General features: G+C 41.3%; 29 protein-coding genes. 21 read left to right on the forward strand and 8 right to left on the reverse strand.

The features are described from left to right. The 16 genes from rpsN to rplQ all read left to right on the forward strand — a co-directional run bounded on the left by rpsN (position 1) and on the right by rplQ (position 8,436). The gene (gene rpsN / locus WKT12_RS04175; protein ID WP_181213966.1) at positions 1–300 is read left to right on the forward strand and encodes a 30S ribosomal protein S14; all 300 of its coding nucleotides are present in this window, start codon (positions 1–3) and stop codon (positions 298–300) included. A 58-nt stretch (positions 301–358) separates the two neighbouring features. After that, complete coding sequence (gene rpsH, locus WKT12_RS04180; protein WP_022125491.1) at positions 359–754, forward strand: 30S ribosomal protein S8; 396 nt, start codon at positions 359–361, stop codon at positions 752–754. A gap of 16 nt (positions 755–770) precedes the next feature. Continuing rightward, the gene (gene rplF, locus WKT12_RS04185) at positions 771–1,340 is read left to right on the forward strand and encodes a 50S ribosomal protein L6 (protein ID WP_340318870.1); all 570 of its coding nucleotides are present in this window, start codon (positions 771–773) and stop codon (positions 1,338–1,340) included. 21 nt (positions 1,341–1,361) lie between these two features. Then, positions 1,362–1,703 carry a 50S ribosomal protein L18 gene (rplR, locus tag WKT12_RS04190; protein WP_340318871.1) on the forward strand — a complete coding sequence of 114 codons (342 nt, stop codon included), beginning with the start codon at positions 1,362–1,364 and terminating at the stop codon, positions 1,701–1,703. A 6-nt stretch (positions 1,704–1,709) separates the two neighbouring features. Next, positions 1,710–2,225: a 30S ribosomal protein S5 gene (gene rpsE / locus WKT12_RS04195; RefSeq protein WP_005844884.1), complete on the forward strand. Its 516-nt coding sequence runs from the start codon at positions 1,710–1,712 to the stop codon at positions 2,223–2,225. Positions 2,226–2,236: 11 nt separating this feature from the next. Then, positions 2,237–2,413, forward strand: a complete 177-nt coding sequence (gene rpmD, locus WKT12_RS04200; RefSeq protein WP_294595373.1) for a 50S ribosomal protein L30 — start codon at positions 2,237–2,239, stop codon at positions 2,411–2,413. 30 nt (positions 2,414–2,443) lie between these two features. Beyond that, positions 2,444–2,890: a 50S ribosomal protein L15 gene (rplO, locus tag WKT12_RS04205; protein WP_294595371.1), complete on the forward strand. Its 447-nt coding sequence runs from the start codon at positions 2,444–2,446 to the stop codon at positions 2,888–2,890. 4 nt (positions 2,891–2,894) lie between these two features. Further along, positions 2,895–4,241 carry a preprotein translocase subunit SecY gene (gene secY, locus WKT12_RS04210; RefSeq protein WP_340318872.1) on the forward strand — a complete coding sequence of 449 codons (1,347 nt, stop codon included), beginning with the start codon at positions 2,895–2,897 and terminating at the stop codon, positions 4,239–4,241. 11 nt (positions 4,242–4,252) lie between these two features. Beyond that, positions 4,253–5,050, forward strand: a complete 798-nt coding sequence (gene map, locus WKT12_RS04215) for a type I methionyl aminopeptidase (RefSeq protein WP_340318873.1) — start codon at positions 4,253–4,255, stop codon at positions 5,048–5,050. 1 nt (position 5,051) lies between these two features. After that, positions 5,052–5,270 (forward strand): translation initiation factor IF-1, encoded by a 219-nt coding sequence (infA, locus tag WKT12_RS04220; RefSeq protein WP_002558052.1) that lies wholly within the window; start codon positions 5,052–5,054, stop codon positions 5,268–5,270. Positions 5,271–5,283: 13 nt separating this feature from the next. Beyond that, a complete protein-coding gene (gene ykgO, locus WKT12_RS04225) occupies positions 5,284–5,400 on the forward strand; it encodes a type B 50S ribosomal protein L36 (protein ID WP_002558051.1) in 117 nt (38 codons plus the stop codon). Positions 5,401–5,433: 33 nt separating this feature from the next. Beyond that, positions 5,434–5,814, forward strand: coding sequence for a 30S ribosomal protein S13 (gene rpsM / locus WKT12_RS04230; RefSeq protein ID WP_340318875.1), 381 nt, complete (start codon positions 5,434–5,436; stop codon positions 5,812–5,814). Between the two features lie 11 nt (positions 5,815–5,825). Then, positions 5,826–6,215 carry a 30S ribosomal protein S11 gene (rpsK, locus tag WKT12_RS04235; protein ID WP_007567382.1) on the forward strand — a complete coding sequence of 130 codons (390 nt, stop codon included), beginning with the start codon at positions 5,826–5,828 and terminating at the stop codon, positions 6,213–6,215. Positions 6,216–6,334: 119 nt separating this feature from the next. After that, complete coding sequence (gene rpsD, locus WKT12_RS04240; protein WP_340318876.1) at positions 6,335–6,940, forward strand: 30S ribosomal protein S4; 606 nt, start codon at positions 6,335–6,337, stop codon at positions 6,938–6,940. 11 nt (positions 6,941–6,951) lie between these two features. Continuing rightward, positions 6,952–7,944, forward strand: a complete 993-nt coding sequence (locus WKT12_RS04245) for a DNA-directed RNA polymerase subunit alpha (RefSeq protein ID WP_294595362.1) — start codon at positions 6,952–6,954, stop codon at positions 7,942–7,944. Between the two features lie 3 nt (positions 7,945–7,947). After that, a complete protein-coding gene (gene rplQ / locus WKT12_RS04250) occupies positions 7,948–8,436 on the forward strand; it encodes a 50S ribosomal protein L17 (protein WP_340318877.1) in 489 nt (162 codons plus the stop codon). A gap of 306 nt (positions 8,437–8,742) precedes the next feature. Here the strand turns inward: rplQ and WKT12_RS04255 are convergent, their stop codons facing one another. Further along, positions 8,743–10,548 (reverse strand): MutS family DNA mismatch repair protein, encoded by a 1,806-nt coding sequence (locus WKT12_RS04255; protein ID WP_340318878.1) that lies wholly within the window; start codon positions 10,546–10,548, stop codon positions 8,743–8,745. A 457-nt stretch (positions 10,549–11,005) separates the two neighbouring features. Continuing rightward, positions 11,006–12,289 carry an O-acetylhomoserine aminocarboxypropyltransferase/cysteine synthase family protein gene (locus WKT12_RS04260; RefSeq protein WP_021969821.1) on the reverse strand — a complete coding sequence of 428 codons (1,284 nt, stop codon included), beginning with the start codon at positions 12,287–12,289 and terminating at the stop codon, positions 11,006–11,008. Positions 12,290–12,411: 122 nt separating this feature from the next. On the opposite strand from WKT12_RS04260, the gene WKT12_RS04265 reads away from it, so the two are divergent. The 3 genes from WKT12_RS04265 to WKT12_RS04275 are packed head-to-tail and all read left to right on the forward strand — an operon-like array spanning position 12,412 to position 13,915. Beyond that, on the forward strand, positions 12,412–12,861 hold the full coding sequence (locus WKT12_RS04265; protein ID WP_021969822.1) for an acyl-CoA thioesterase: 450 nt from the start codon (positions 12,412–12,414) through the stop codon (positions 12,859–12,861). Between the two features lie 32 nt (positions 12,862–12,893). After that, complete coding sequence (gene proC / locus WKT12_RS04270; protein ID WP_021969823.1) at positions 12,894–13,664, forward strand: pyrroline-5-carboxylate reductase; 771 nt, start codon at positions 12,894–12,896, stop codon at positions 13,662–13,664. Positions 13,665–13,693: 29 nt separating this feature from the next. Beyond that, complete coding sequence (locus WKT12_RS04275) at positions 13,694–13,915, forward strand: hypothetical protein (protein ID WP_021969824.1); 222 nt, start codon at positions 13,694–13,696, stop codon at positions 13,913–13,915. Position 13,916: 1 nt separating this feature from the next. On the opposite strand, the gene WKT12_RS04280 is transcribed toward WKT12_RS04275, so the two are convergent. The 6 genes from WKT12_RS04280 to WKT12_RS04305 form a co-directional block, all read right to left on the reverse strand. Beyond that, a complete protein-coding gene (locus WKT12_RS04280; protein WP_340318902.1) occupies positions 13,917–15,266 on the reverse strand; it encodes an MATE family efflux transporter in 1,350 nt (449 codons plus the stop codon). 95 nt (positions 15,267–15,361) lie between these two features. Beyond that, positions 15,362–15,949 (reverse strand): GTP cyclohydrolase I FolE, encoded by a 588-nt coding sequence (gene folE, locus WKT12_RS04285; RefSeq protein WP_021969826.1) that lies wholly within the window; start codon positions 15,947–15,949, stop codon positions 15,362–15,364. Continuing rightward, positions 15,949–16,410: an SPOR domain-containing protein gene (locus WKT12_RS04290; protein WP_340318903.1), complete on the reverse strand. Its 462-nt coding sequence runs from the start codon at positions 16,408–16,410 to the stop codon at positions 15,949–15,951. Before WKT12_RS04290 ends, folE begins: the two co-directional genes overlap by 1 nt. 96 nt (positions 16,411–16,506) lie before the next feature. Beyond that, positions 16,507–17,262, reverse strand: a complete 756-nt coding sequence (gene tpiA, locus WKT12_RS04295) for a triose-phosphate isomerase (RefSeq protein WP_021969828.1) — start codon at positions 17,260–17,262, stop codon at positions 16,507–16,509. 32 nt (positions 17,263–17,294) lie between these two features. Continuing rightward, the gene (locus WKT12_RS04300; RefSeq protein ID WP_340318879.1) at positions 17,295–18,608 is read right to left on the reverse strand and encodes a BT_3928 family protein; all 1,314 of its coding nucleotides are present in this window, start codon (positions 18,606–18,608) and stop codon (positions 17,295–17,297) included. Then, positions 18,598–19,140 carry a DUF1599 domain-containing protein gene (locus WKT12_RS04305; RefSeq protein ID WP_021969830.1) on the reverse strand — a complete coding sequence of 181 codons (543 nt, stop codon included), beginning with the start codon at positions 19,138–19,140 and terminating at the stop codon, positions 18,598–18,600. Before WKT12_RS04305 ends, WKT12_RS04300 begins: the two co-directional genes overlap by 11 nt. A gap of 167 nt (positions 19,141–19,307) precedes the next feature. On the opposite strand from WKT12_RS04305, the gene WKT12_RS04310 reads away from it, so the two are divergent. Together WKT12_RS04310 and WKT12_RS04315 are read left to right on the forward strand one after the other, a co-directional pair. Further along, positions 19,308–19,805 (forward strand): hypothetical protein, encoded by a 498-nt coding sequence (locus WKT12_RS04310; protein WP_340318880.1) that lies wholly within the window; start codon positions 19,308–19,310, stop codon positions 19,803–19,805. A gap of 199 nt (positions 19,806–20,004) precedes the next feature. Then, positions 20,005–21,732, forward strand: coding sequence for a family 43 glycosylhydrolase (locus WKT12_RS04315; protein WP_445323119.1), 1,728 nt, complete (start codon positions 20,005–20,007; stop codon positions 21,730–21,732). Positions 21,733–21,852: the final 120 nt, after the last annotated feature.

Here is a 21,852-nt window from a genome sequence, read left to right on the forward strand (position 1 = left end):
ATGGCAAAAGAATCAATGAAGGCTCGTGAAGTCAGAAGAGCCAAACTGGTAGCCAAATATGCTGAGAAACGTGCTGCGTTGAAGAAGATTGTAAATACAGGTGATCCTGCTGAAGCTTTTGAAGCTGCTCAGAAATTGCAGGCTCTTCCTAAGAATGCCAATCCGATTCGCTTGCACAACCGTTGCAAACTGACTGGTCGTCCTAAAGGATATATGCGTCAGTTTGGTATTTCACGTATTCAGTTCCGTGAAATGGCTTCAAATGGTTTAATCCCGGGCGTTAAAAAAGCAAGCTGGTAAATATTTTTATTATTAAATATTGTCAGGGTAGTCCTGATTAATTTAACAATTATTTTTTATGACAGATCCAATCGCAGATTATCTCACAAGATTGAGAAATGCAATTAGTGCTAAGCACAGAGTTGTAGAAGTGCCTGCTTCAAACTTGAAAAAGGAAATCACTAAGATCCTGTTTGACAAAGGTTACATTCTGAACTACAAATTTGTAGAAGATGGTCCTCAAGGTACTATCAAAGTTGCTTTGAAGTATGATGCTGTTAACAAGGTTAACGCAATCAAGAAACTTGAAAGAGTATCTACTCCGGGTATGCGTAAGTATACTGGCTACAAAGACATGCCGAGAGTTATTAATGGATTAGGTATTGCTATTATATCTACTTCCAAAGGTGTGATGACAGACAAGGAAGCTGCTGCTTTGAAAATCGGTGGTGAAGTTCTTTGTTATGTATATTAATGTAGGAGGATAAGCTATGTCAAGAATAGGTAAATTGCCCGTTAGTATTCCTGCCGGAGTAACAGTTACTCTGAAGGATAACGTAGTAAACGTTAAAGGTCCGAAAGGTGAGTTGAGTCAGTTTGTAGATCCTGCTATTGAAGTAGAAATTGCAGACGGACATGTGGTGTTGAAAGAAAAAGAAGACGCTATGCTTGATAACCTGAAACAGCGTCACGCTTTCCATGGCTTGTATCGCGCTTTGATACATAATATGGTTGTGGGTGTTTCTGAAGGTTACAAGAAAGAGTTGGAACTTGTCGGTGTTGGTTACCGTGCATCTAATAATGGTAACATCATTGATTTCGCTTTAGGTTATACTCATAATATCTTTATGCAGTTGCCTCCTGAAATCAAGGTTGAAACTAAATCTGAAAGAAATAAGAACCCTCTTATCATATTGGAATCTTGTGACAAACAGCTGCTCGGTCAGGTTTGTTCAAAAATACGTTCTTTCCGTAAGCCTGAACCTTATAAAGGAAAAGGTATTAAGTTTGTTGGTGAAGAAATTCGTAGAAAGTCTGGTAAGTCAGCTGGCGCTAAGTAATTCACATAAAATCGTACAATTATGACAACAAAAATAGAAAGACGAATCAAGATCAAATATAGAGTACGCAACAAGATTTCAGGTACCGCTGAACGTCCGCGTATGAGTGTGTTTAGAAGTAACAAGCAGATCTATGTCCAAGTTATCGACGATTTGAGCGGTAAAACATTGGTTGCTGCTTCTTCTTTGGGTATGGAAACTATGCCTAAGAAAGAACAGGCTGCTAAAGTTGGTGAATTGATCGCTAAGAAGGCTCAGGAAGCTGGTATTACGACTGTCGTATTCGACCGTAATGGTTACTTGTATCATGGGAGAGTAAAAGAAGTAGCTGATGCTGCTCGTAACGGTGGACTTAAATTTTAATGAATTATGGCAGTTAATAATAGAGTTAAGATCACTAACGATATAGAATTAAAAGATAGACTGGTTGCAATCAACCGCGTTACTAAAGTTACAAAAGGTGGTAGAACTTTCAGTTTCTCTGCTATTGTTGTAGTTGGTAATGAAGATGGTATCATCGGTTGGGGACTTGGTAAAGCTGGTGAAGTTACAGCTGCTATTGCTAAAGGTGTAGAAGCTGCAAAGAAGAACCTGACTCGTGTTCCTGTATTGAAAGGTACTGTTCCTCACGAACAGTCTGCTAAATTCGGTGGTGCAGAAGTTTTCATTAAACCTGCTTCAACCGGTACAGGAGTAGTAGCTGGAGGTGCGATGCGTGCCGTTTTGGAAAGTGTTGGTGTTACTGACGTTTTGGCTAAGTCAAAAGGTTCTTCTAACCCGCACAACTTGGTAAAAGCTACAATCTTGGCTTTGGGTGAAATGAGAGATGCTCGCATGGTAGCTCAAAACAGAGGTGTAAGTATGGAAAAAGTATTTAGAGGATAAGGAGGATAGACATGTCAACTATTAAGATCAAACAAGTAAAAAGTAGAATTGGTGCTCCTGCAGATCAGAAGAGAACATTGGATGCACTGGGACTTCGTAAGATGAATCGTGTGGTTGAACACGAAGAAACTCCTTCAATTCTGGGTATGATTGAAAAGGTAAAACACCTGGTTGCAATCGTTAAGTAATATATTGTTAATAATAAAGGATTTTACAATATGAATTTAAATAATTTACGTCCTGCAGAAGGTTCAGTCAAAACTAGAAAGAGAATTGGTCGTGGTGCTGGTTCTGGTTTAGGCGGTACTTCTACAAGAGGACATAAAGGAGCAAAGTCAAGATCTGGTTATTCTAAGAAGATCGGTTTTGAAGGTGGTCAGATGCCTCTTCAGCGTCGTGTTCCGAAATTTGGTTTTAAGAATATCAACCGTGTAGAATATAAGGCTATTAACCTTGACACTATTCAGAAGTTGGCTGAAGCTAAGAATCTGTCTAAGGTAGGTGTTAATGACTTGATTGAAGCTGGTTTTATTTCTTCTAGCCAGTTAGTGAAAGTTCTTGGTAACGGTAGTTTAACTACTAAGCTCGATGTAGAAGCAAATGCTTTTTCTAAGAGTGCAGTAGCTGCAATCGAAGCCGTTGGTGGTAATGCAGTAAAACTCTGATTCAATGAGAAAATCTATTGAAACATTAAAGAACATATGGAATATTGAGGATCTGAGACAGCGGATCCTCATTACTATATTGTTTATTGCAATCTACAGATTTGGTTCGTATGTGGTTCTTCCAGGTATCAACCCTGATATGCTGTCAAAGTTGCATGAACAAACGAGTGAAGGTCTTCTTGCTTTGTTGAACATGTTCTCTGGTGGAGCTTTCTCTAATGCGTCTATTTTTGCATTGGGAATCATGCCGTACATCTCTGCATCCATCGTGATCCAGTTGTTGGCGATTGCAGTTCCTTATTTCCAGAAACTACAGCGTGAAGGTGAGAGTGGACGTCGAAAAATTAATCAGTATACTCGTATTCTGACTATCTTTATTTTGATATTCCAGGCTCCTTCTTATTTGATCAACTTGAAAATGCAGGCAGGTCCGGCTCTTAATGCTTCATTAGATTGGACTTTCTTTATTATTACTTCTACCATCATTTTGGCTGCGGGAAGTATGTTTATCCTTTGGCTTGGAGAAAGAATTACTGATAAAGGTATCGGTAATGGTATTTCACTGATTATTATGATTGGTATTATTGCCCGTCTTCCTCAAGCTTTCGGTGGTGAATTTGTTTCTCGTCTTGCGTCTCCAGGTGCTGGTGGTATCATTATGTTCTTGTTAGAAATTGTAGTGTTGATTTTGGTAATCGCTGCAGCTATCCTTTTGGTACAAGGAGTTCGTAAGATACCTGTACAGTATGCAAAACGCATTGTAGGTAATAAACAATATGGTGGTGCTAGACAGTATATTCCTTTGAAGGTAAATGCTGCAAATGTAATGCCGATCATTTTTGCTCAGGCAATTATGTTCATTCCTATTACAATTGTCGGATTCTCAAATGTTGCCTCGGCAAGTGGTATTGCTCGTGCGTTTGTAGACCATACCAGTTTTTGGTATAATTTGGTATTTGCAATTCTGATTATTGTGTTTACCTGGTTCTATACGGCAATTACGATTAATCCAACTCAGATGGCTGAAGATATGAAACGTAATAACGGTTTCATTCCAGGTATTAAACCGGGTAAGAGTACGGCCGATTACATTGATACGATTATGACACGTATCACTTTCCCTGGCTCTCTTTTCTTGGCTATCGTTGCTATTTTACCGGCATTTGCGGGCATATTTGGAGTTCAGGCTGAATTTGCGCAGTTCTTTGGTGGAACATCTTTGTTGATTCTTGTAGGTGTTGTTCTTGACACCCTCCAGCAGGTTGAAAGCCATTTGTTAATGCGTCATTACGATGGCTTACTCAGCTCAGGAAGAATTAAAGGTCGTTCTGGAAATGTTGCTGCATATTAAAAGAAGTCAGAATGATATTTCTTAAGACAGATGATGAAATAGAGTTGCTTCGTCAGAGTAATCTCCTTGTGGGGAAGACTCTGGCTGAAGTGGCTAAACTGATAAAGCCAGGAGTAACAACAAAACAACTTGATAAAGTTGCGGAGGAATTTATTAGAGATCATGGGGCAATTCCAACATTTAAAGGATTCCCTAATCCATATGGACCTCCATTCCCTGGAACTTTATGTACTTCGGTAAATGATCAAGTCGTGCACGGTATTCCTAATGATACACCTTTGAAAGAAGGAGATATCGTTTCCGTTGACTGCGGAACTTATATGAATGGTTATTGTGGTGATTCAGCATATACATTTTGTGTGGGTGAAGTCGATCCGGAAATTCGGGCGCTTTTAAAAACTACAAAAGAAGCATTGTATAAGGGAATCGAAAATGCTGTTCATGGAAAACGTTTGGGTGATATTGGTTATGCTATTCAGCAATATTGTGAAGCCCGATCATACGGAGTTGTCCGAGAGTTTGTAGGTCATGGAATAGGTAAGGAAATGCACGAACAGCCTCAAGTTCCTAATTATGGGAAAAGAGGTACTGGTGCCTTACTAAAGAAAGGTATGTGTATTGCCATTGAACCTATGATAACTCAAGGTGATCGTCAGATTGTGATGGAAAGTGATCGTTGGACGATAAGAACCAGGGATCGTAAATGTGCCGCACATTTTGAACATACAGTTGCGATCGGTTTAGATAAGGCAGATATTTTATCATCGTTTGAATTTATAGAACAAGTTTTGGGAGATAAAGCAATTTAATATGGCAAAGCAATCCGCAATTGAACAAGATGGAGTAATCGTAGAAGCATTGTCAAATGCAATGTTTCGTGTTGAGCTGGAAAACGGACATGAGATTACCGCTCATATTTCCGGCAAGATGAGAATGCATTACATTAAAATATTACCGGGAGATAAAGTGAGGGTAGAGATGTCACCCTATGATTTATCTAAAGGAAGAATCGTTTTTAGATATAAATAAAAGAAAATAAGATATGAAAGTAAGAGCATCATTAAAGAAACGTACGCCGGAATGTAAGATCGTTAGACGTAATGGCCGTTTGTATGTTATTAACAAGAAAAATCCTAAGTATAAACAACGTCAAGGATAATTTATTATTTTTGCAAAAAAAATAATTTAGTATATGGCTATAAGAATAGTTGGTGTAGATTTGCCTCAGAATAAGAGAGGTGAGATTGCGTTGACATACGTATATGGTATTGGACGCAGTAGTTCAGCAAAGATTTTGGATAAGGCAGGTGTTGATCGTGACCTGAAGGTTAAGGATTGGACTGATGATCAGGCTGCTAAGATTCGTGAAATTATCGCTGCTGAATATAAAGTAGAAGGTGATCTTCGTTCAGAAATCCAGTTGAACATTAAGCGATTAATGGATATTGGTTGCTATCGTGGTGTTCGTCACCGTTTAGGTCTGCCCGTAAGAGGTCAGAGCACAAAGAACAATGCTCGTACACGTAAGGGAAGAAAGAAAACTGTTGCAAATAAGAAAAAAGCTACTAAATAATAATTGTTAATATGGCAAAAAAAACAGTCGCAGCTAAAAAAAGAAATGTGAAAGTTGATGCTAATGGACAGTTGCATGTACATTCATCATTCAACAACATTATCGTTTCTTTGGCAAACAGCGAAGGCCAGATTATTTCATGGTCTTCAGCAGGTAAGATGGGATTTAGAGGTTCTAAGAAGAACACTCCTTATGCAGCACAGATGGCTGCTCAAGATTGCGCTAAAGTAGCGTACGATCTTGGCCTGAGAAAGGTAAAAGCTTACGTTAAAGGTCCTGGAAACGGACGTGAGTCTGCTATCAGAACAGTGCACGGAGCTGGAATTGAAGTTACTGAAATTATCGATGTAACTCCATTGCCTCACAACGGTTGTCGTCCTCCTAAGAGAAGAAGAGTATAATAAAGATAACCTATTTAGATGTAACTTGATTTTGTTAAATAATGGATTGCAATTCCTTTCTGTAATCGCGGCTGCAACAAATTAAGTTCATTAATAACAATTAAATTTAAAATAAGAAAATGGCTAGATATACTGGACCAAAAACTAGAATTGCACGTAAATTCGGTGAAGCAATCTTTGGAGCAGATAAAGTTTTGTCTAAGAAAAACTATCCTCCTGGACAGCATGGTAACACTCGCCGTAGAAAAACATCAGAATACGGTGTCATGCTGGCTGAAAAGCAGAAAGCAAAATATACTTACGGAGTTTTGGAAAAACAGTTCCGTAACATGTTTGAAAAGGCTGCAAGTATGAACGGTATTACCGGTGAAATCTTGTTGCAGAACCTTGAATGTCGTCTTGATAACGTTGTGTTCCGTTTGGGTATTGCTCCTACTCGTGCAGCTGCTCGTCAGTTGGTTGGTCACAAGCACATTACAGTAGATGGTAAGGTAGTTAATATTCCTTCATTCTCTGTAAAACCTGGACAGCTTGTAGGTGTTCGTGAAAAATCTAAGTCTTTGGAAGTTATTGCTAACTCATTGGCTGGATTCAATCACAGCAAATATCCTTGGTTGGAATGGGATGAAAACTCTAAGACTGGTAAGTTGTTGCACAAGCCTGAAAGAGCAGACATTCCTGAAAACATAAAAGAACACTTAATCGTTGAATTGTACTCTAAATAATAATTAATTTCATGGCGATATTAGCATTTCAAAAACCTGATAAAGTATTAATGTTGGAAGCGGATTCCAAATTCGGAAAATTCGAATTCCGTCCGCTTGAACCCGGTTTCGGTATTACCGTAGGTAATGCTTTACGCCGTATTCTTCTCTCTTCATTGGAAGGTTACGCTATCAACACTATTCACATTGAAGGTGTTGAACACGAGTTCGCAACTGTTCCTGGAGTAAAAGAAGATGTCACTAACATTATCTTGAATCTGAAGCAAGTTCGATTCAAGCAAATAGTTGAGGAATTCGAAAATGAAAAGGTAAGCATTACCGTTGAGAATTCTACTGAATTTAAGGCAGGTGATATTGGTAAGTATTTGACCGGATTTGAAGTGTTAAATCCTGAATTAGTTATTTGCCATTTAGATTCAAAAGCAACTATGCAGATAGATCTTACAATCAACAAAGGTCGTGGTTATGTTCCGGCTGACGAAAACCGTGAATTCTGCACCGATGTGAATGTAATTCCTATCGACTCTATTTACACTCCGATTCGTAATGTCAAATATGCGGTAGAAAACTATCGTGTAGAACAGAAGACCGACTACGAAAAGTTGGTTCTGGAGATTACAACGGATGGTTCCATTCACCCGAAGGAAGCGCTGAAAGAGGCTGCTAAGATATTGATTTATCACTTCATGTTATTCTCTGATGAAAAGATTACTCTTGAGACTTCAGATTCAGATGGCAATGAAGAATTCGATGAAGAAGTATTGCACATGCGTCAGTTGTTGAAGACCAAATTGGTTGATATGGACTTGTCAGTTCGTGCATTGAATTGTTTGAAGGCTGCCGATGTTGAAACATTGGGCGACTTGGTTCAGTTCAACAAGACAGACCTGTTGAAGTTCCGTAACTTCGGTAAGAAATCGCTCACTGAGCTTGATGATTTGCTCGAGAGTCTGAATCTGTCGTTTGGAACAGATATTTCTAAGTATAAATTAGATAAAGAATAAAAAATGAGACATAATAAGAAATTCAACCATTTAGGTCGTACTGCTTCTCACAGAAATGCAATGTTGTCAAACATGGCATCTTCTTTGATCAAGCACAAAAGAATCACTACGACTGTTGCGAAGGCTAAAGCTTTGAAAAAGTTCGTTGAGCCTCTGATTACAAAGTCTAAAGAAGACACTACAAATTCTCGTCGTGTTGTATTTAGCAACTTGCAAGATAAGTTCGCTGTAACTGAACTGTTCAAAGAAATCTCTGTAAAGGTTGCAGATCGTCCGGGTGGTTACACTCGTATTATCAAGACTGGTAACCGTTTGGGTGATAACGCAGAAATGTGTTTCATCGAATTGGTTGACTACAATGAGAATATGGCTAAGACAGCTGCTAAGAAAGCTACTCGTACTCGTCGTTCTAAAAAATCTGCTGCAACTGAGGCACCTGCTGCTGAAGCAACTGCAGAAGCTACTACAGAGGAAGCCCCTAAAGCTGAATAATTCTGTAAACGCTATATATATTAAAAGCCGGAGTTCATTTGGACTTCGGCTTTTTTTATGATACGGGATATCTATAACTTCCTGAAGAATGATAAAATTTCACTGTTTTTTAGCTCTCTGAGGGGCTTTTATGTGTAATGGCTTCATTTATTGTCTTCACTCCTTATCGTTTTGCAGGAGGCTTTTCTGTGTCTTAAACGGATATATTTATAAACTATTTCCATACGAAGGGGGGGATTGTAGACTTTATTGGGCTTTTTCATTGAAAATATTACTCGTTTTTACCCTTCACGCCCTTCACATGTTTCATTCATCTTGTATTATGATTCCCATTTTTCTCATAAGGAAGCAAGCATTCATATTTTGTGCTACGCCTTCCCGTAATTTATAAGAAAAGCTAAGTTCGTTTTCCTTTATGTCAGCCTCGAAGCAGTAATTACGTATCTTGTCAGGGAACTGTTCAGCAAGGGTACCCAACAATAAATCGTGTGTGGCAATAATACCATTAGTTTGCAGATGCATAAATTGGCGTATCAAGTCGAGCGAGCCTTTCTGCTTGTCGGCCGAATTGGTTCCTTTCAATATTTCATCCAGGATGATGAATAGCTCATGCCCTTCATTTAGTAAATCGATGATACGTTTCAGTCGCTTGAGCTCGGCGAAGAAATACGATTCATTATCCGTAAGCGAGTCGGATGTACGCAGACTGGTAATTAACTGTGCAGGATATAGAGTCAATTGTTTGCAACATACCGGACAGCCGATACATGCAAGTAAATAATTAACCCCAATCGTACGCAGATATGTACTTTTTCCTGCCATATTAGCTCCGGTTATAATTAGGAAAAACGGTCGTGACGGTATCAGGGCATCGTTCTTTACACATTGTTCGGCAGGCATCAGCGGATGCCCCATAGCGGTCGCTATAAACTGGAAGGGCTTGTCTGAAATAGAAGGATAGCTATAGTCCGGATGATTATAGGCAAAAGTCCCTAACGAGCAAAGAGCATCAAGCTCTCCAACGGTTTCCAGCCATTGCATCAGATGATGACCGTATCGCTCTTTCCATCGCTCGATACGTACTACCTGTCGTAGCTGAAAGAAAATACTACCTTCCAGTATGACATAAAGTAACTGGTTGTTACGCAGATCCAGTCTGTCGAGTTCTTTGGATAGTTGCATCAAAGCCTCGGCCGGCGAATGTCCGTCAATGTTCAGTCGCTCTATTAGTTGTTGTACTTCGGCAGATTTCCATACTTGTTGGCGGGCAAGTGCAATCAGTTTGGCATAACTGTTCAGAGTTTTCAATTTCTCGCCATATGTTTGCTGTACAAGAGTCGCCTTTTTGATGACGGCAAAGCTGATAATCACAAATAGCATAAACATTAATCCGAACCAGCTTATAGAGCAAATACCCGTCAGTCCTCCTGCAAGCAATGCGATGTTGATGAGGGGAACTCCCCATAAGGTTAGCTTTACCCATGTGGCATGCAACAAATTGGAGGGGCTTTCACTCCATCGGCGTATTTCCTCTACGTCGGATGTCTTTCCGTGATTAACCAATCCCGTGATACGGAATTCTTCGCGAAACTCGTTTCTTTCGCTCATATCCCTTACACCCTGCTGGCGAAGTTCTATCAACTCTTTTTGAGTCAAGTGCTCCTGCATCCATCGGGCAAGAGTTTGTTTTCCGATGTGCGTACATGTACGGTTTATGGCCTGAAACAACGAATTTCGTCCAAACAAATCGAGGTCGAATGAGTATGGATGTTCTGGGTTGACAAATTCTTTTCCCTCATCGAAGCCGGAAAAATCACCTTCCAGTCCTTTCAGTTCATTGCGGTTGATTTGCTCTTGAGTTTCCAGCCATTCCTTTCGTGCGAAGAAACGGTTGTGTAGTTTTATAAGAGCCAGGAAAGGAAGAAATGTACAACATACCGCACCAATCAGTACCCCTGTTCCGGCATGAAATAATGCGATGACGGCCGTTATTCCGGCAAGAAAAAATACGATGCGTAGTAAACTGATATGGAGAATGCGTTTCTTTATATTAGTCAGTTCTTTTGCCGTTTCGGCTATTCGAGAAGTGTACCAGTCATTGGGAGTTATCATATGAAATAAAAATTGATTATTCACTGGCAAATGTAATGAAAGGAAGTATATCTTACAATCCTCAGTCATTAAACCTTATCAAATTGGAAGCAAGAAGCAACAAACTTTCATGATGTTTCGTGTATGCTGTAATTATGAATGGTTTGACACAGGATAAACTTTCTCAGGAAAGCCGAGGAGATGCATTCTGATTTTTTCTGTAAGGTAATAGAGTTGTTCTCGGTTTTTGTACAAAACATTTTGGAATTTGTACAAATTTTCTAAAAACGTCCTGACGTTTTTGGCAAACTGTCAGCTTCTTTTGCAGGCAATATGCAGAGGGTTGAAGAACAAGAAGAAGTTATAATCATCATATAAATCTTCAGGCGATAGCAATAATCAAAAAAGGCCGTTTCCGTATTGTCTGAAAAATACAGAAACGACCTTTTGATCGGTTATACGTATACCTTGATGTACATTAAATGTATTGCATAGCTTGATTCAAATCTGCGATGATGTCATCTACATTTTCGATACCTACCGACAGACGTATCAAATCGGGAGCTACACCAGCCTCTATCAACTGCTCGTCGGTCAACTGGCGGTGTGTATGACTTGCCGGATGAAGCACACATGTACGTGCGTCGGCAACGTGTGTAACAATACAAGCCAGTTTCAGCTGATCCATGAACTTGATAGCATCTTCACGGGTACCTTTCAGTCCGAAGGCAATGACACCACACGAGCCGTTTGGCATGTATTTCTGAGCCAGTTCATAATATTTGCTACTTTTCAGCCCACAGTAGTTTACCCATTTTACCTTCGGGTTTGCTTCCAGCCATTCGGCCACCTTCTGTGCGTTCTCACAGTGACGTGCTACACGCAGGTGCAATGTTTCCAGTCCCAGATTTAGCAGGAAGGCATTTTCGGGCGACTGTATGGAACCGAGGTCACGCATCAGCTGTGCGGTTGCTTTGGTTATATAAGCCATCTTGCCGAAAGCCTTGGTATAAGTCAGTCCGTGATAAGAAGCATCCGGCTGAGTCAGTCCCGGAAACTTGTCGGCATGTGCTTCCCAGTCGAAGTTACCACTGTCTACTACGGCACCTCCTACACAAGTTGCATGTCCGTCCATATATTTGGTAGTAGAATGTGTTACGATGTCGGCTCCCCATTCAAACGGGCGGCAGTTGATAGGAGTAGCAAATGTATTGTCCACAATCAAGGGCACTCCATGTTTGTGTGCGATACGTGCAAACTTTTCAATATCGAGGACATTGATGCTCGGATTCGAGATGGTTTCGCCGAACAGACATTTGGTATTCGGGCGGAAAGCTTTTTCAATTTCCTCTTCCGGTGCATCGGCATCGACAAATGTACACTCTATTCCCAGTTTCTTCATTGTTACACCAAAAAGGTTGAATGTGCCTCCGTAGATAGTTGATGAGCAGACAAAGTGATCACCTGCCTCACAGATATTGAATACAGCATAAAAATTGGCTGCCTGACCAGACGAAGTCAGCATAGCACCTACACCACCTTCCAGCGCAGCAATCTTGGCAGCTACGGCATCGTTTGTCGGGTTCTGCAAGCGGGTGTAGAAATATCCGCTCTTTTCCAGGTCGAAGAGTTTAGCCATCTCTTCGCTGGTATCGTATTTGAATGTTGTACTTTGATAGATAGGTAAAACACGGGGTTCTCCGTTCTTCGGAGTCCATCCAGCCTGTACGCACAGGGTCTCCTTTTTGAATTTCTGTTCCATATTGTAATGCTTAAATTTACTTTTTCATTTAGTTGACGAGCAAAAGTAAGAAATAATCTTCCTTTATAGTAGGTTTTCGGGAAAAAAGATTTATATTTGAGATTATATAAAAACAAATGGATATGGCAGATGATATGAAATTTAGGCATGCATTGCCTGTACAGATTCGCTTCAGCGACGTCGACCAGTATGGTCACATGAATAATTCTTCGTATTTCTCTTTGTACGATTTGGCAAAGACTTCGTATATGCGTGATGTGTTTGGTAATAAAGACTGGAGTCATCTGGGTATTGTAGTTGCCAATATCAATGCCGATTTTCTGGCACCGGTGTTTTTTTCCGACGATCTGATAATAGAAACCACTGTCGTACATCTGGGACATAAGAGCTTTACCTTGCTTCAGCGGGCGGTCAATAAGGCGAGCGGTGTGTTGAAATGTCAGTGTCGTACGGTCATGGTAGGATATGATGTTGCAACCAAGGAACCGGTGGAACTTCCGGATGATTTCAAACAGGCTGTTTGTGACTATGAAGGCAAGTCGTTGGACGAGCTGTCGCAGCCTTTAAAATAATATTACGGATAAAGAACAATTGAGTTTTTCATATGAAAGTAGCAATTATCGGAGCCGGCAATATGGGCGGAGCTATTGCACGCGGGCTGGCACAGGGACATTATATTAAAGCGAGCGAAATAGTAGTTACTAATCCCAGTACGGCAAAGCTGGATAAGTTGAAGGCTGAATTTCCCGACATTCATACCTCTACCAACAATAAGGAAGCTGCCGATGCCGATGTGGTGATTGTTGCAGTCAAGCCCTGGAAGGTAGAAGAAGTGCTGAAACCTTTGCGTCTTCGTCAGCCGCAGATACTTGTGTCGGTTGCTGCCGGGCTGACTTTCGAAGATTTGGCTCATTTTGTTGATCCGGAAATGCCTATCTTCCGTGTAATTCCGAATACGGCAATAGCCGAACGTGCCAGTATGACATTGATAGCCCGGCGGAATGCTACCGACGAGCAGACACAAGTCATGTTAGGGGTTTTCAATGAAATGGGACTTGCGATGCTGATAGAGGAAAAACAGTTTGCGGCAGCCACTTCACTTGCTTCATGTGGAATAGCCTACGTCATGAAATATGTACAGGCAGCTATGCAGGCAGGGGTAGAAGCCGGATTACGTCCGGGAGAGGCCAAGAAAATGGTAGCACAGACATTAGATGGCGCTGCTCGTTTGCTGCTGAGTGATGAAAATTCGCATCCGGCTGTCGAAATAGAAAAGGTTACAACACCGGGTGGCATTACAATCAAGGGAGTTAATTCACTGGAACACGATGGATTTACCTCTGCTGTAATTAATGCCTTTAAGGCAAGTATGTGATAAATGTTCTACACTTAAATACGATATTTATGAAAAACAATATTCTGATAACGATGGCTATTCTGATTCTTGTAGGGCTTGCCGTACAAGGTATGTTGGGTGTGGCAGCCGGAATATTGGTTTCTGCTATCATCGGCATTATTTATGGAGCCGCGAAAAAAGACAAACAGTTTATTAGATGGTCGGTGACAGCCCTTGTCATCGACCTGATTTGTGTCCTTTTGATTTATGTAGGGATGGGAAATCTGTGATTTATTTCACAAAGCCTTTCTTTGCCCATTTCAGGCTGTTCCAGCGTTTGACGAATATAAGGGCACGTATATTCTCGTCCAGCAGGAAGGCACACCACATGCCCGGAAGTCCCCAGCCCCAGTGAATTCCTAAAAGATAGCTGAAACCTACCGAAACGGTCCACTGTACGATTAATCCCACGTAGAACGGATAGTTTACGTCGCCAGCCGAACGTAGTGCGTTGGTGGCGTAGATGTTTACGGCACGTCCGATTTCTACTACCACATCGATGATCATAATGGTAACTCCCATTCGGATGATCTCTTCATTGTCAGTCAGAAGGCTGAAGATGAAATGTCCGCCTGCTGCCCAGATACAGGAGAGGATGAGTGATACGAGGATAGAGAGTCGCATGACATATTTGCCCAACAAATAAGCAGCGTGTATTTTCTTCTGTCCAACCAGATGACCGATGCTGATGGCTCCTCCTTGCGCCATGGCTATGGCAAACAAGTATACAAACATGATAATGTTTACGGTGTAAGTACGGGTTGCCAGCGCATTGTTTCCCAAGATATTAATCAGATAAGTAATTACTACCTGAGAAAAGCTGTACGAAAGGTTCTCACCGGCAGAGGGCAATCCTACTTTTAACAGGTTTTTCAGTTCTATCCAGGGGAAAGGACGGAAATAGGCCAGTGGAAATTTAGGTATATGCTTGCGAAACAGAATGATGAACAGTACGATCATACTTACTCCTCGGGCTATGGAAGTCGATATAGCAGCTCCTTCGGCTCCTAATGCGGGCATACCGAATTTACCGAATATCAGTGAGTAGTTTCCGATGATATTCATAATATTCACCAAAACGGTGACCAGCATCGGATAGATAGCTTTGTTGGCACTGCGCAGTGCAGCCGAAATGGTCAACGATATTGCCTGAAAGAAAGCAAAGGCACCTACTATCTCCATATATCCGATACCATATTTCAGCAATTCAGGACGAAGCCCCATCCAGCCCAGTAAGGTTGTTGCTCCGAAGTGTAAAATCGCACTTATAAGAAGTCCTACCACAAGATTCAGAAGTAAGGCTACTCCTACGACCTGCACCATATTCTTGTGCATTTTGGCGCCGAGGTATTGGGAACAAAGTACGGACGTTCCGATATTGATAACTTCGAATACGAGGAAAGCAAACATTACTATCTGGTTGACTACTCCTACGGCAGCTACACTTTCATCCGAATACTGGCTCAGCATGATTGTATCTACTGCTCCCAGCATCATAATCAATAACGTTTCGATAAAGATCGGGACAACCAGTTTAGTCAGTCCCTTACGAATATTAGTCTGTTGAATTGCCTGTTCCACGAGATGATAAAAAAATTCCGCGTGCAAAGTTACGACTTTTTTTACACGCGGAGACTTGACTTAAATCATTTTCTAATCTTGGAAGTACAGTAGTTTTACCTGCCAATCAGTGTCATAAACTCCTCACGAGTCTTTGCGCGATTGAAGGCTCCGGTAAAATCGGAAGTAGTAGTTACAGAGTTTTGTTTCTCTACTCCTCTCATCTGCATGCACATGTGCTTGGCTTCTACAACAACCATTACTCCTAATGGGTTGAGTGTCTCTTGTATGCACTCTTTAATTTGCAGGGTCATGCGTTCCTGTACCTGAAGGCGGTGTGAAAATATATCGACTACGCGCGCTATCTTGCTTAAGCCCGTAATATATCCGTTGGGAATATAAGCTACATGGGCTTTCCCGTAAAAGGGCAGCATATGATGCTCACACATGGAGAAAAAGTCAATATCCTTTACGATGACCATCTGACTGTATTCTTCTTTAAATTTGGCACCCAGTAATACGGCTTTGGGATCTACTTCGTAACCGCGTGTTAAGGTCAGCATGGCCTTCGCCACACGTTCTGGTGTTTTCAACAAGCCTTCACGTTCCGGATCTTCTCCCAGCAGAGAAAGTATTTCCTTGTAGTGCGACATCAGTTTCTGCACCTTCTCTTCCGGAAAGTGCATCAAGTTCGTATCAATCATTATTCAATGGGTATATTAATTTGTTCGCGTACGATTGCCACTTCTTTAAATTCACCGCTCTCTTTCAGCTTGCGCATGGCTACATGTGCTTCTTCTATACTTTTGAAATCGCCTATGCGGCATAGCCAGCGGGGAGGTTGAAAATAAGTATATACCGGCATATCGGGAAATTCCCTTTTTACTTTATTGGCTACGGCAGTTGCTTCATTGCGGGCAACTCTCGAATTGTTTCCAGCATACACTTGGACACGGAATCCTCTTGCTTTTAATGTCTTGCCAGAACCGGAAGTCGCTGCATTGTTTACATAGCGCAATCCTATCAGTGAGGTAATGTAGGCATCTTGATGGATGTTGACTATACCCTCTCCCGGGGTTCGGGTCTGCAGGCTTTCTACAATATTGCGCTGTGCGCTTGCCATATTTGCTGTAAGCAGGAACACAAGGGTTAATAAGTACTTCATCATACCGGTTGTCTTTTAATAAGTGAGTTTAAATAATCACGGAGAGGAGGGAAGGATTTTCCCTCTCTTCCGTGAAAAATAATATAGTTCGCTTAATTATTTAAAAGCATCGATGATACCTTTGAAGTCAGCAGCTTTCAAAGCAGCTCCACCAATCAAACCACCATCTACGTCAGGATTAGCGAACAATTCTTTTGCATTGGTCGGCTTGCAGCTACCACCATACAGGATAGAAGTGTTTTCAGCAACTTCTTTGCCGTATTTAGCAGCAACCAAAGAACGGATGTGAGCGTGGATTTCCTGAGCCTGAGCAGGAGTAGCAGTCTTACCTGTACCGATAGCCCATACCGGTTCGTAAGCCAGGATGATCTTGCTGAAGTCTTCAGCAGACAGAGAGAATACAGAAGCCAACTGAGCTTCTACAACTTCATTCTGTTTGTTAGCTTCACGTTCTTCCAGAACTTCACCGATACAGAAGATAGGTTTCAGGTTGTTAGCCAAAGCCAATTTAACTTTTTCTGCCAGGATTTCAACAGTTTCGTGGTAGTAAGCACGACGTTCTGAGTGACCCAGGATAACGTACTGAGCACCAGTTGAAGCAACCATTTCTGCTGAAACTTCACCTGTATAAGCACCAGATGCTTTGTCTGCGCAGTTTTCTGCACCTACACCGATAATGTTTTTGTCTACGATCGGAGTTACAGAAGCCAGGTGAATAAACGGAGTACAGATGATAACGTCGCAGTTAGGTTTGTCTGCAGTCAATACTTCGTTCAATTCTTTAGCCAAAGCGATACCTTCTTGCAGGTTCTTGTTCATTTTCCAGTTACCTGCTACAATGTTTTTTCTCATTTTGTTTAAATTTTAAAAGGGTTTATATAATATTAGTTTTCTGTTTTTTCTTCTTCTTGCTTCTTTTTCCGTTTATGCCATTTCAGCCATGCCAGATCGCATAAGGTCAGAAATATCAGTGGTCCGGTAAACCATCCTATCACCTCTGCCAGTTTATGGCTGACGGTTTTCGGGTTTAGTGTCCCGATGGAAAGTTTATCCAGAGGAGCTCTCAGTACATATTCGTCCGGCAACTGGTTGTTGCTCCATTTATTGATGACGACTCCTTTTTTCAGCAATACCAGTCCGGGATTGGAACGAATTATTGTTTTCAAGGTAATTTCGTCTGTCAGAGCAAATGGATATTCCGCTCCTGTGTTGTCTTGCCACATGGCAATATCTTCATCCGGTGAAGAGGTCAGGCAGAGGAAGCGATAGCCATGTTCTACACTGTAGTCGTATACCTCATTTATCAGATCGATTCCGCTATCATCTGCATTTTTCAAATAAGGCGCTACCAGCAGGAACGTATAATTATCATCATCCAGTACCATGTCTGTCAGGTCTGTTCCGTCTTCTTGCGAGATTATGGAGAAATCGTGAATAGGCGGCTCGTAACCTTTCTCTTTGATACGGGTTTTAGAGTCAACGAATGTCCATGTCGAGTCTGAAGGGAAATTATCAATCGTAAATTCCTTTTCTACTCCGTCTTTTGCATAAATGAAGGTTGTTTCGTAAGTTGTTGGCTTTTCTCCTTCTGGAATTTCCATGCCTTTACGTATATCTGCCCCGATATGGTAAGGGCGGAAATCGAATACAGGAAGTTCGCGTATGCAGTATAATGTATAAAGGATAATAAATACTACGCCATAGAGAGCTACCAGCCAGTCAACTTTTTCACTGACAAGTTTAACGATGCCAGTCTTTCTCCATTTGAATACAGTAATGGCAGCAATAAGCAATACGATATTTTTCCCGAAGGTTTCCCAGTTGGTCAGAACTACGGCATCGCCAAAACAGCCGCAGTCGGAAATAGGATTCGAGATGGCAAGCCACAATGTCAGAGGTGTCATAAACGACATCACAAGCAACATCAGGGTGGGGGCCACTTTACGGTGTATTCCGAAGAGCATATAAAATCCCAATGCAAATTCAAATACGCCCATTACCATTGCGCCCAGATAAGGAAATGCGTCGGGAATTAGCTGGGAAAGTCCCCAGGCTTCTACATAGTCTTGTATCTTATATGCAGTACCATATGGGTCGTTGGCTTTGATGAATCCGGAAAAGATAAAGACACCTGCCAGCAGGAAGCGGCAAATGTTAACCCACACGAAAATAGCTCTATGTAAATGCTTATTCTCCAAATTCCAGTTTTATTAAAGCGAATACCGAATAGTTTATCATATCCATATAGTTGGCATCTATACCTTCAGACACCAATGTATTGCCGCTCAAGGCTTCTATTTGCTTGGTACGGTAAATTTTCATCAGAATCAGGTCGGTGTACGAAGTGATGCGCATGCTTCTCCACGCTTCATCGTAGTCATGATTCTTTGCCAGCATTAGTTCCAGTGCAGCTTTTGCATACTTGTCGTACAGGTCGAGAGCCTGTTGTTCGGTCATATCATCTGTTTCTGCATATCCCAGTTCCAGTTGGATAAGCCCGATGATACCATAGTTTATGATAGCGATAAATTCCGGTCGTATGCCTTCGTTGACCAGAGCAACACCTTTGATCTCGATACTCCGGATGCGGTTGGCTTTGATAAATATCTGGTCGGTAACCGAAGAGGGACGCATGATGCGCCATGCAGCACCGTAATCGTGCAGCTTCTTTGCAAACAAATCGCGACAGATTGCTATTACATGTTCAAATTGCTGTTTCGTATCTTTCATACACTTATATCCGAATATATGTCGCAAAGTTACGATTTTTCGGAACAACCGCGCAATAAAAATGCAACATTTGTCTAAAACTTAATATTTACTAAGGGTTTAAACAAAGGATGTTTTCCGGCGTTATATCTCAAAAAACGATTCCTAATTTGTATAGTTGAAGCTTTATGAAGACTCTGAAAATTACATTTATGATGTTGGCGGCAGCTTTATTGTTTGCATTGCCTTCGTGTAGTAAGGACGATGAAAATGTTGTTATCACTCCGGCCGCTGAGGTGGTCAGTGCCTTCAGTCAGAAATATCCGGATGTGAAGGATGTCAGATGGAATATTCTGGTAGGTGCCTACGAAGCTGAGTTTATTTATGATGGGGTATATACGGAGAACGGGCAACATATTTCTTTAAATAAAGTGGAAGCATGTACATATATTAGCCAGAAAGGTAAATGGCAACGTTCCGACTTTGATTTGACACGCGATTATTTGAATACTGCTTCTACAGTTATTCCACAAGCTGTAAGAGAGGCTGTAATGGCAAAAGGATGGAAGGTGGAGGAAGTTAAGCTTTTCGATTGGGCTGATCGTACGGATTATTTTTACATAAAGTTTCATCAGTCGGATTCTGAACTTTTATTAAACTTTGATGGTACGCCTGTAAACTGGTAAAAATAACCGGAACTTGGGACTGACGAAATAGTATATTGTATTCTATGTTTAATATGCTTATGTACAATTTGTTATGTTGGTAAAACGTAGTGAAAAGGTGGTGCGGTTATCGTAAAACGTATTCTTGTAGTAGTTACTTATAAGTAGAGGTAACGGAAATGTGTTTACATTTGATGCAATAAATTATGTAACTATGAAAATGAAAACACTTTTGTTGCCTCTTTTTTGTGTCGTGTCGGCTATGCCACTGAAAGGTCAAAGCACTCGTATGGAAACTTTTTGCAATCCTCTGAACGTAGATTATACATACATGATTTACAATTCGGATAAAGATATTTCTTACCGTTCGGGAGCCGATCCGGCTGTTGTAGAATTTCGTGGTGAATATTATATGTTCGTAACCCGCTCGCATGGTTACTGGCATTCGACGGATTTGCAGAATTGGGAATTTATTCCGGCTCCGTCTAATTGGTATCCACAGGGGTGTAATGCTCCAGCCGCACATAATTATAAAGATTCTTTGCTTTACGTATGTGGAGATCCGTCGGGCTCGATGAGCATTCTTTATACCGACAATCCGAAAAAGGGGAAATGGAAGGGAGTACCTGCCATTTTACATGATTTGCAGGATCCGGATTTATTTATAGATGATGACGGTAAGGCCTATATGTTTTGGGGGTCATCGAATGTTTTTCCTATTCGTGGTATGGAATTGGACCGTAACCATCGTTTCCTTCCCAAGGGAGAGAAAAAAGAACTTTTCGGACTGAATCTGGAAAATCATGGTTGGGAAAGATTTGGAGAAAACCATGTGAGTGATTCCGATCTGGGTGGTTTTATAGAGGGACCCTGGTTGACTAAGCATAATGGTAAATATTATATGCAGTATGGTTCTCCGGGGACGGAGTTCAATGTATATGGCGACGGCGTATATGTAGCAGACAGCCCAATGGGACCATATACTTATCAGCAGCATAATCCGGTATCGTATAAACCGGGAGGCTTTATGAATGGTGCAGGACATGGAAGCAGTGTGCTGGGACCTGATAGTACATACTGGCATTTTGCTTCGATGTCATTGTCTATCAATGTTAATTGGGAGCGTAGACTGTGCATGTTCCCTATGGGATTTGATCGTGACGGGATTATGTTTTGCGATACTCGCTTTGGCGATTATCCACATTATGCTCCGGCCGTTCCGGGTAAGAAGGGGGAATTTCGCGGGTGGATGTTGCTTTCATACAAGAAGCCGGTAACAGCATCGTCACAAGTTGGAACGTATAGTCCTGAAGGGCTGACCGATGAAAAGACAAAGTCCTTTTGGCTGGCTGAGGCTAATGATGACGGGCAATGGGTGATGATAGACCTGCAGAAAGAGGCTGAGGTGTGTGCTGTACAAATAAATTATCATGATTATCAGAGTAATATGTATGGTCGTTATGAAGGATTATATCATCGTTATTATGTAGAAGGTTCATCCGACGGACAGGTGTGGAAGATACTGGTTGATCGTCGGAGAAGTTATAAAGATACTCCAAATGATTATGTGGAGCTTACTCATCCTGCCAAAGTAAGGTATGTTCGTTACCGTAATGTTCATGTTCCTACTCCTCATTTGGCCATATCGGAATTACGATTGTTTGGTAAAGGGACAGGAAAAGCTCCTCATAAAGTGGAGGGACTGAAGTTAGTTCGTCAGTCGGACCGTAGAGATGTAGCTGTTAGTTGGAAACCTGTTCAAGGGGCACAAGGGTATAACGTGCTATGGGGTATTGCTCCCGATAAATTATATAGCTCATGGATGGTATATGATGTAAATGAATTGTTTATGCGTTCGTTGACGACAACTCAGGATTATTATTTCTGTGTAGAAGCATTCAATGAGAATGGAGTAGCCGAGCGTTCAGAAATTGTGCATTGCAGGTAAAGGTAAAAAGATAGAGATCTGTTTTTGATTGAGAGTCATCTGTGGTAAAAACGGCTGCAGGTGGCTTTTCTTTTTATCTTAAAATCTGTAAGTCGGATAGGGGATTGACTGAAATCGTGT

This window comes from Phocaeicola sp. HCN-6420 (assembly GCF_037890145.1).
In the GTDB taxonomy this organism is placed as follows: Bacteria; Bacteroidota; Bacteroidia; order Bacteroidales; family Bacteroidaceae; genus Phocaeicola.

Coding starts and splice junctions, on each gene's coding strand:
- rpsN (WP_181213966.1), top strand. CDS start 1: ATGGCAAAAGAATCAATGAAGGCTCGTGAAGTCAGAAGAGCCAAACTG.
- rpsH (WP_022125491.1), top strand. CDS start 359: ATGACAGATCCAATCGCAGATTATCTCACAAGATTGAGAAATGCAATT.
- rplF (WP_340318870.1), top strand. CDS start 771: ATGTCAAGAATAGGTAAATTGCCCGTTAGTATTCCTGCCGGAGTAACA.
- rplR (WP_340318871.1), top strand. CDS start 1,362: ATGACAACAAAAATAGAAAGACGAATCAAGATCAAATATAGAGTACGC.
- rpsE (WP_005844884.1), top strand. CDS start 1,710: ATGGCAGTTAATAATAGAGTTAAGATCACTAACGATATAGAATTAAAA.
- rpmD (WP_294595373.1), top strand. CDS start 2,237: ATGTCAACTATTAAGATCAAACAAGTAAAAAGTAGAATTGGTGCTCCT.
- rplO (WP_294595371.1), top strand. CDS start 2,444: ATGAATTTAAATAATTTACGTCCTGCAGAAGGTTCAGTCAAAACTAGA.
- secY (WP_340318872.1), top strand. CDS start 2,895: ATGAGAAAATCTATTGAAACATTAAAGAACATATGGAATATTGAGGAT.
- map (WP_340318873.1), top strand. CDS start 4,253: ATGATATTTCTTAAGACAGATGATGAAATAGAGTTGCTTCGTCAGAGT.
- infA (WP_002558052.1), top strand. CDS start 5,052: ATGGCAAAGCAATCCGCAATTGAACAAGATGGAGTAATCGTAGAAGCA.
- ykgO (WP_002558051.1), top strand. CDS start 5,284: ATGAAAGTAAGAGCATCATTAAAGAAACGTACGCCGGAATGTAAGATC.
- rpsM (WP_340318875.1), top strand. CDS start 5,434: ATGGCTATAAGAATAGTTGGTGTAGATTTGCCTCAGAATAAGAGAGGT.
- rpsK (WP_007567382.1), top strand. CDS start 5,826: ATGGCAAAAAAAACAGTCGCAGCTAAAAAAAGAAATGTGAAAGTTGAT.
- rpsD (WP_340318876.1), top strand. CDS start 6,335: ATGGCTAGATATACTGGACCAAAAACTAGAATTGCACGTAAATTCGGT.
- WKT12_RS04245 (WP_294595362.1), top strand. CDS start 6,952: ATGGCGATATTAGCATTTCAAAAACCTGATAAAGTATTAATGTTGGAA.
- rplQ (WP_340318877.1), top strand. CDS start 7,948: ATGAGACATAATAAGAAATTCAACCATTTAGGTCGTACTGCTTCTCAC.
- WKT12_RS04255 (WP_340318878.1), bottom strand. CDS start 10,548: ATGATAACTCCCAATGACTGGTACACTTCTCGAATAGCCGAAACGGCA.
- WKT12_RS04260 (WP_021969821.1), bottom strand. CDS start 12,289: ATGGAACAGAAATTCAAAAAGGAGACCCTGTGCGTACAGGCTGGATGG.
- WKT12_RS04265 (WP_021969822.1), top strand. CDS start 12,412: ATGGCAGATGATATGAAATTTAGGCATGCATTGCCTGTACAGATTCGC.
- proC (WP_021969823.1), top strand. CDS start 12,894: ATGAAAGTAGCAATTATCGGAGCCGGCAATATGGGCGGAGCTATTGCA.
- WKT12_RS04275 (WP_021969824.1), top strand. CDS start 13,694: ATGAAAAACAATATTCTGATAACGATGGCTATTCTGATTCTTGTAGGG.
- folE (WP_021969826.1), bottom strand. CDS start 15,949: ATGATTGATACGAACTTGATGCACTTTCCGGAAGAGAAGGTGCAGAAA.
- WKT12_RS04290 (WP_340318903.1), bottom strand. CDS start 16,410: ATGAAGTACTTATTAACCCTTGTGTTCCTGCTTACAGCAAATATGGCA.
- tpiA (WP_021969828.1), bottom strand. CDS start 17,262: ATGAGAAAAAACATTGTAGCAGGTAACTGGAAAATGAACAAGAACCTG.
- WKT12_RS04305 (WP_021969830.1), bottom strand. CDS start 19,140: ATGAAAGATACGAAACAGCAATTTGAACATGTAATAGCAATCTGTCGC.
- WKT12_RS04310 (WP_340318880.1), top strand. CDS start 19,308: ATGAAGACTCTGAAAATTACATTTATGATGTTGGCGGCAGCTTTATTG.
- WKT12_RS04315 (WP_445323119.1), top strand. CDS start 20,005: ATGAAAACACTTTTGTTGCCTCTTTTTTGTGTCGTGTCGGCTATGCCA.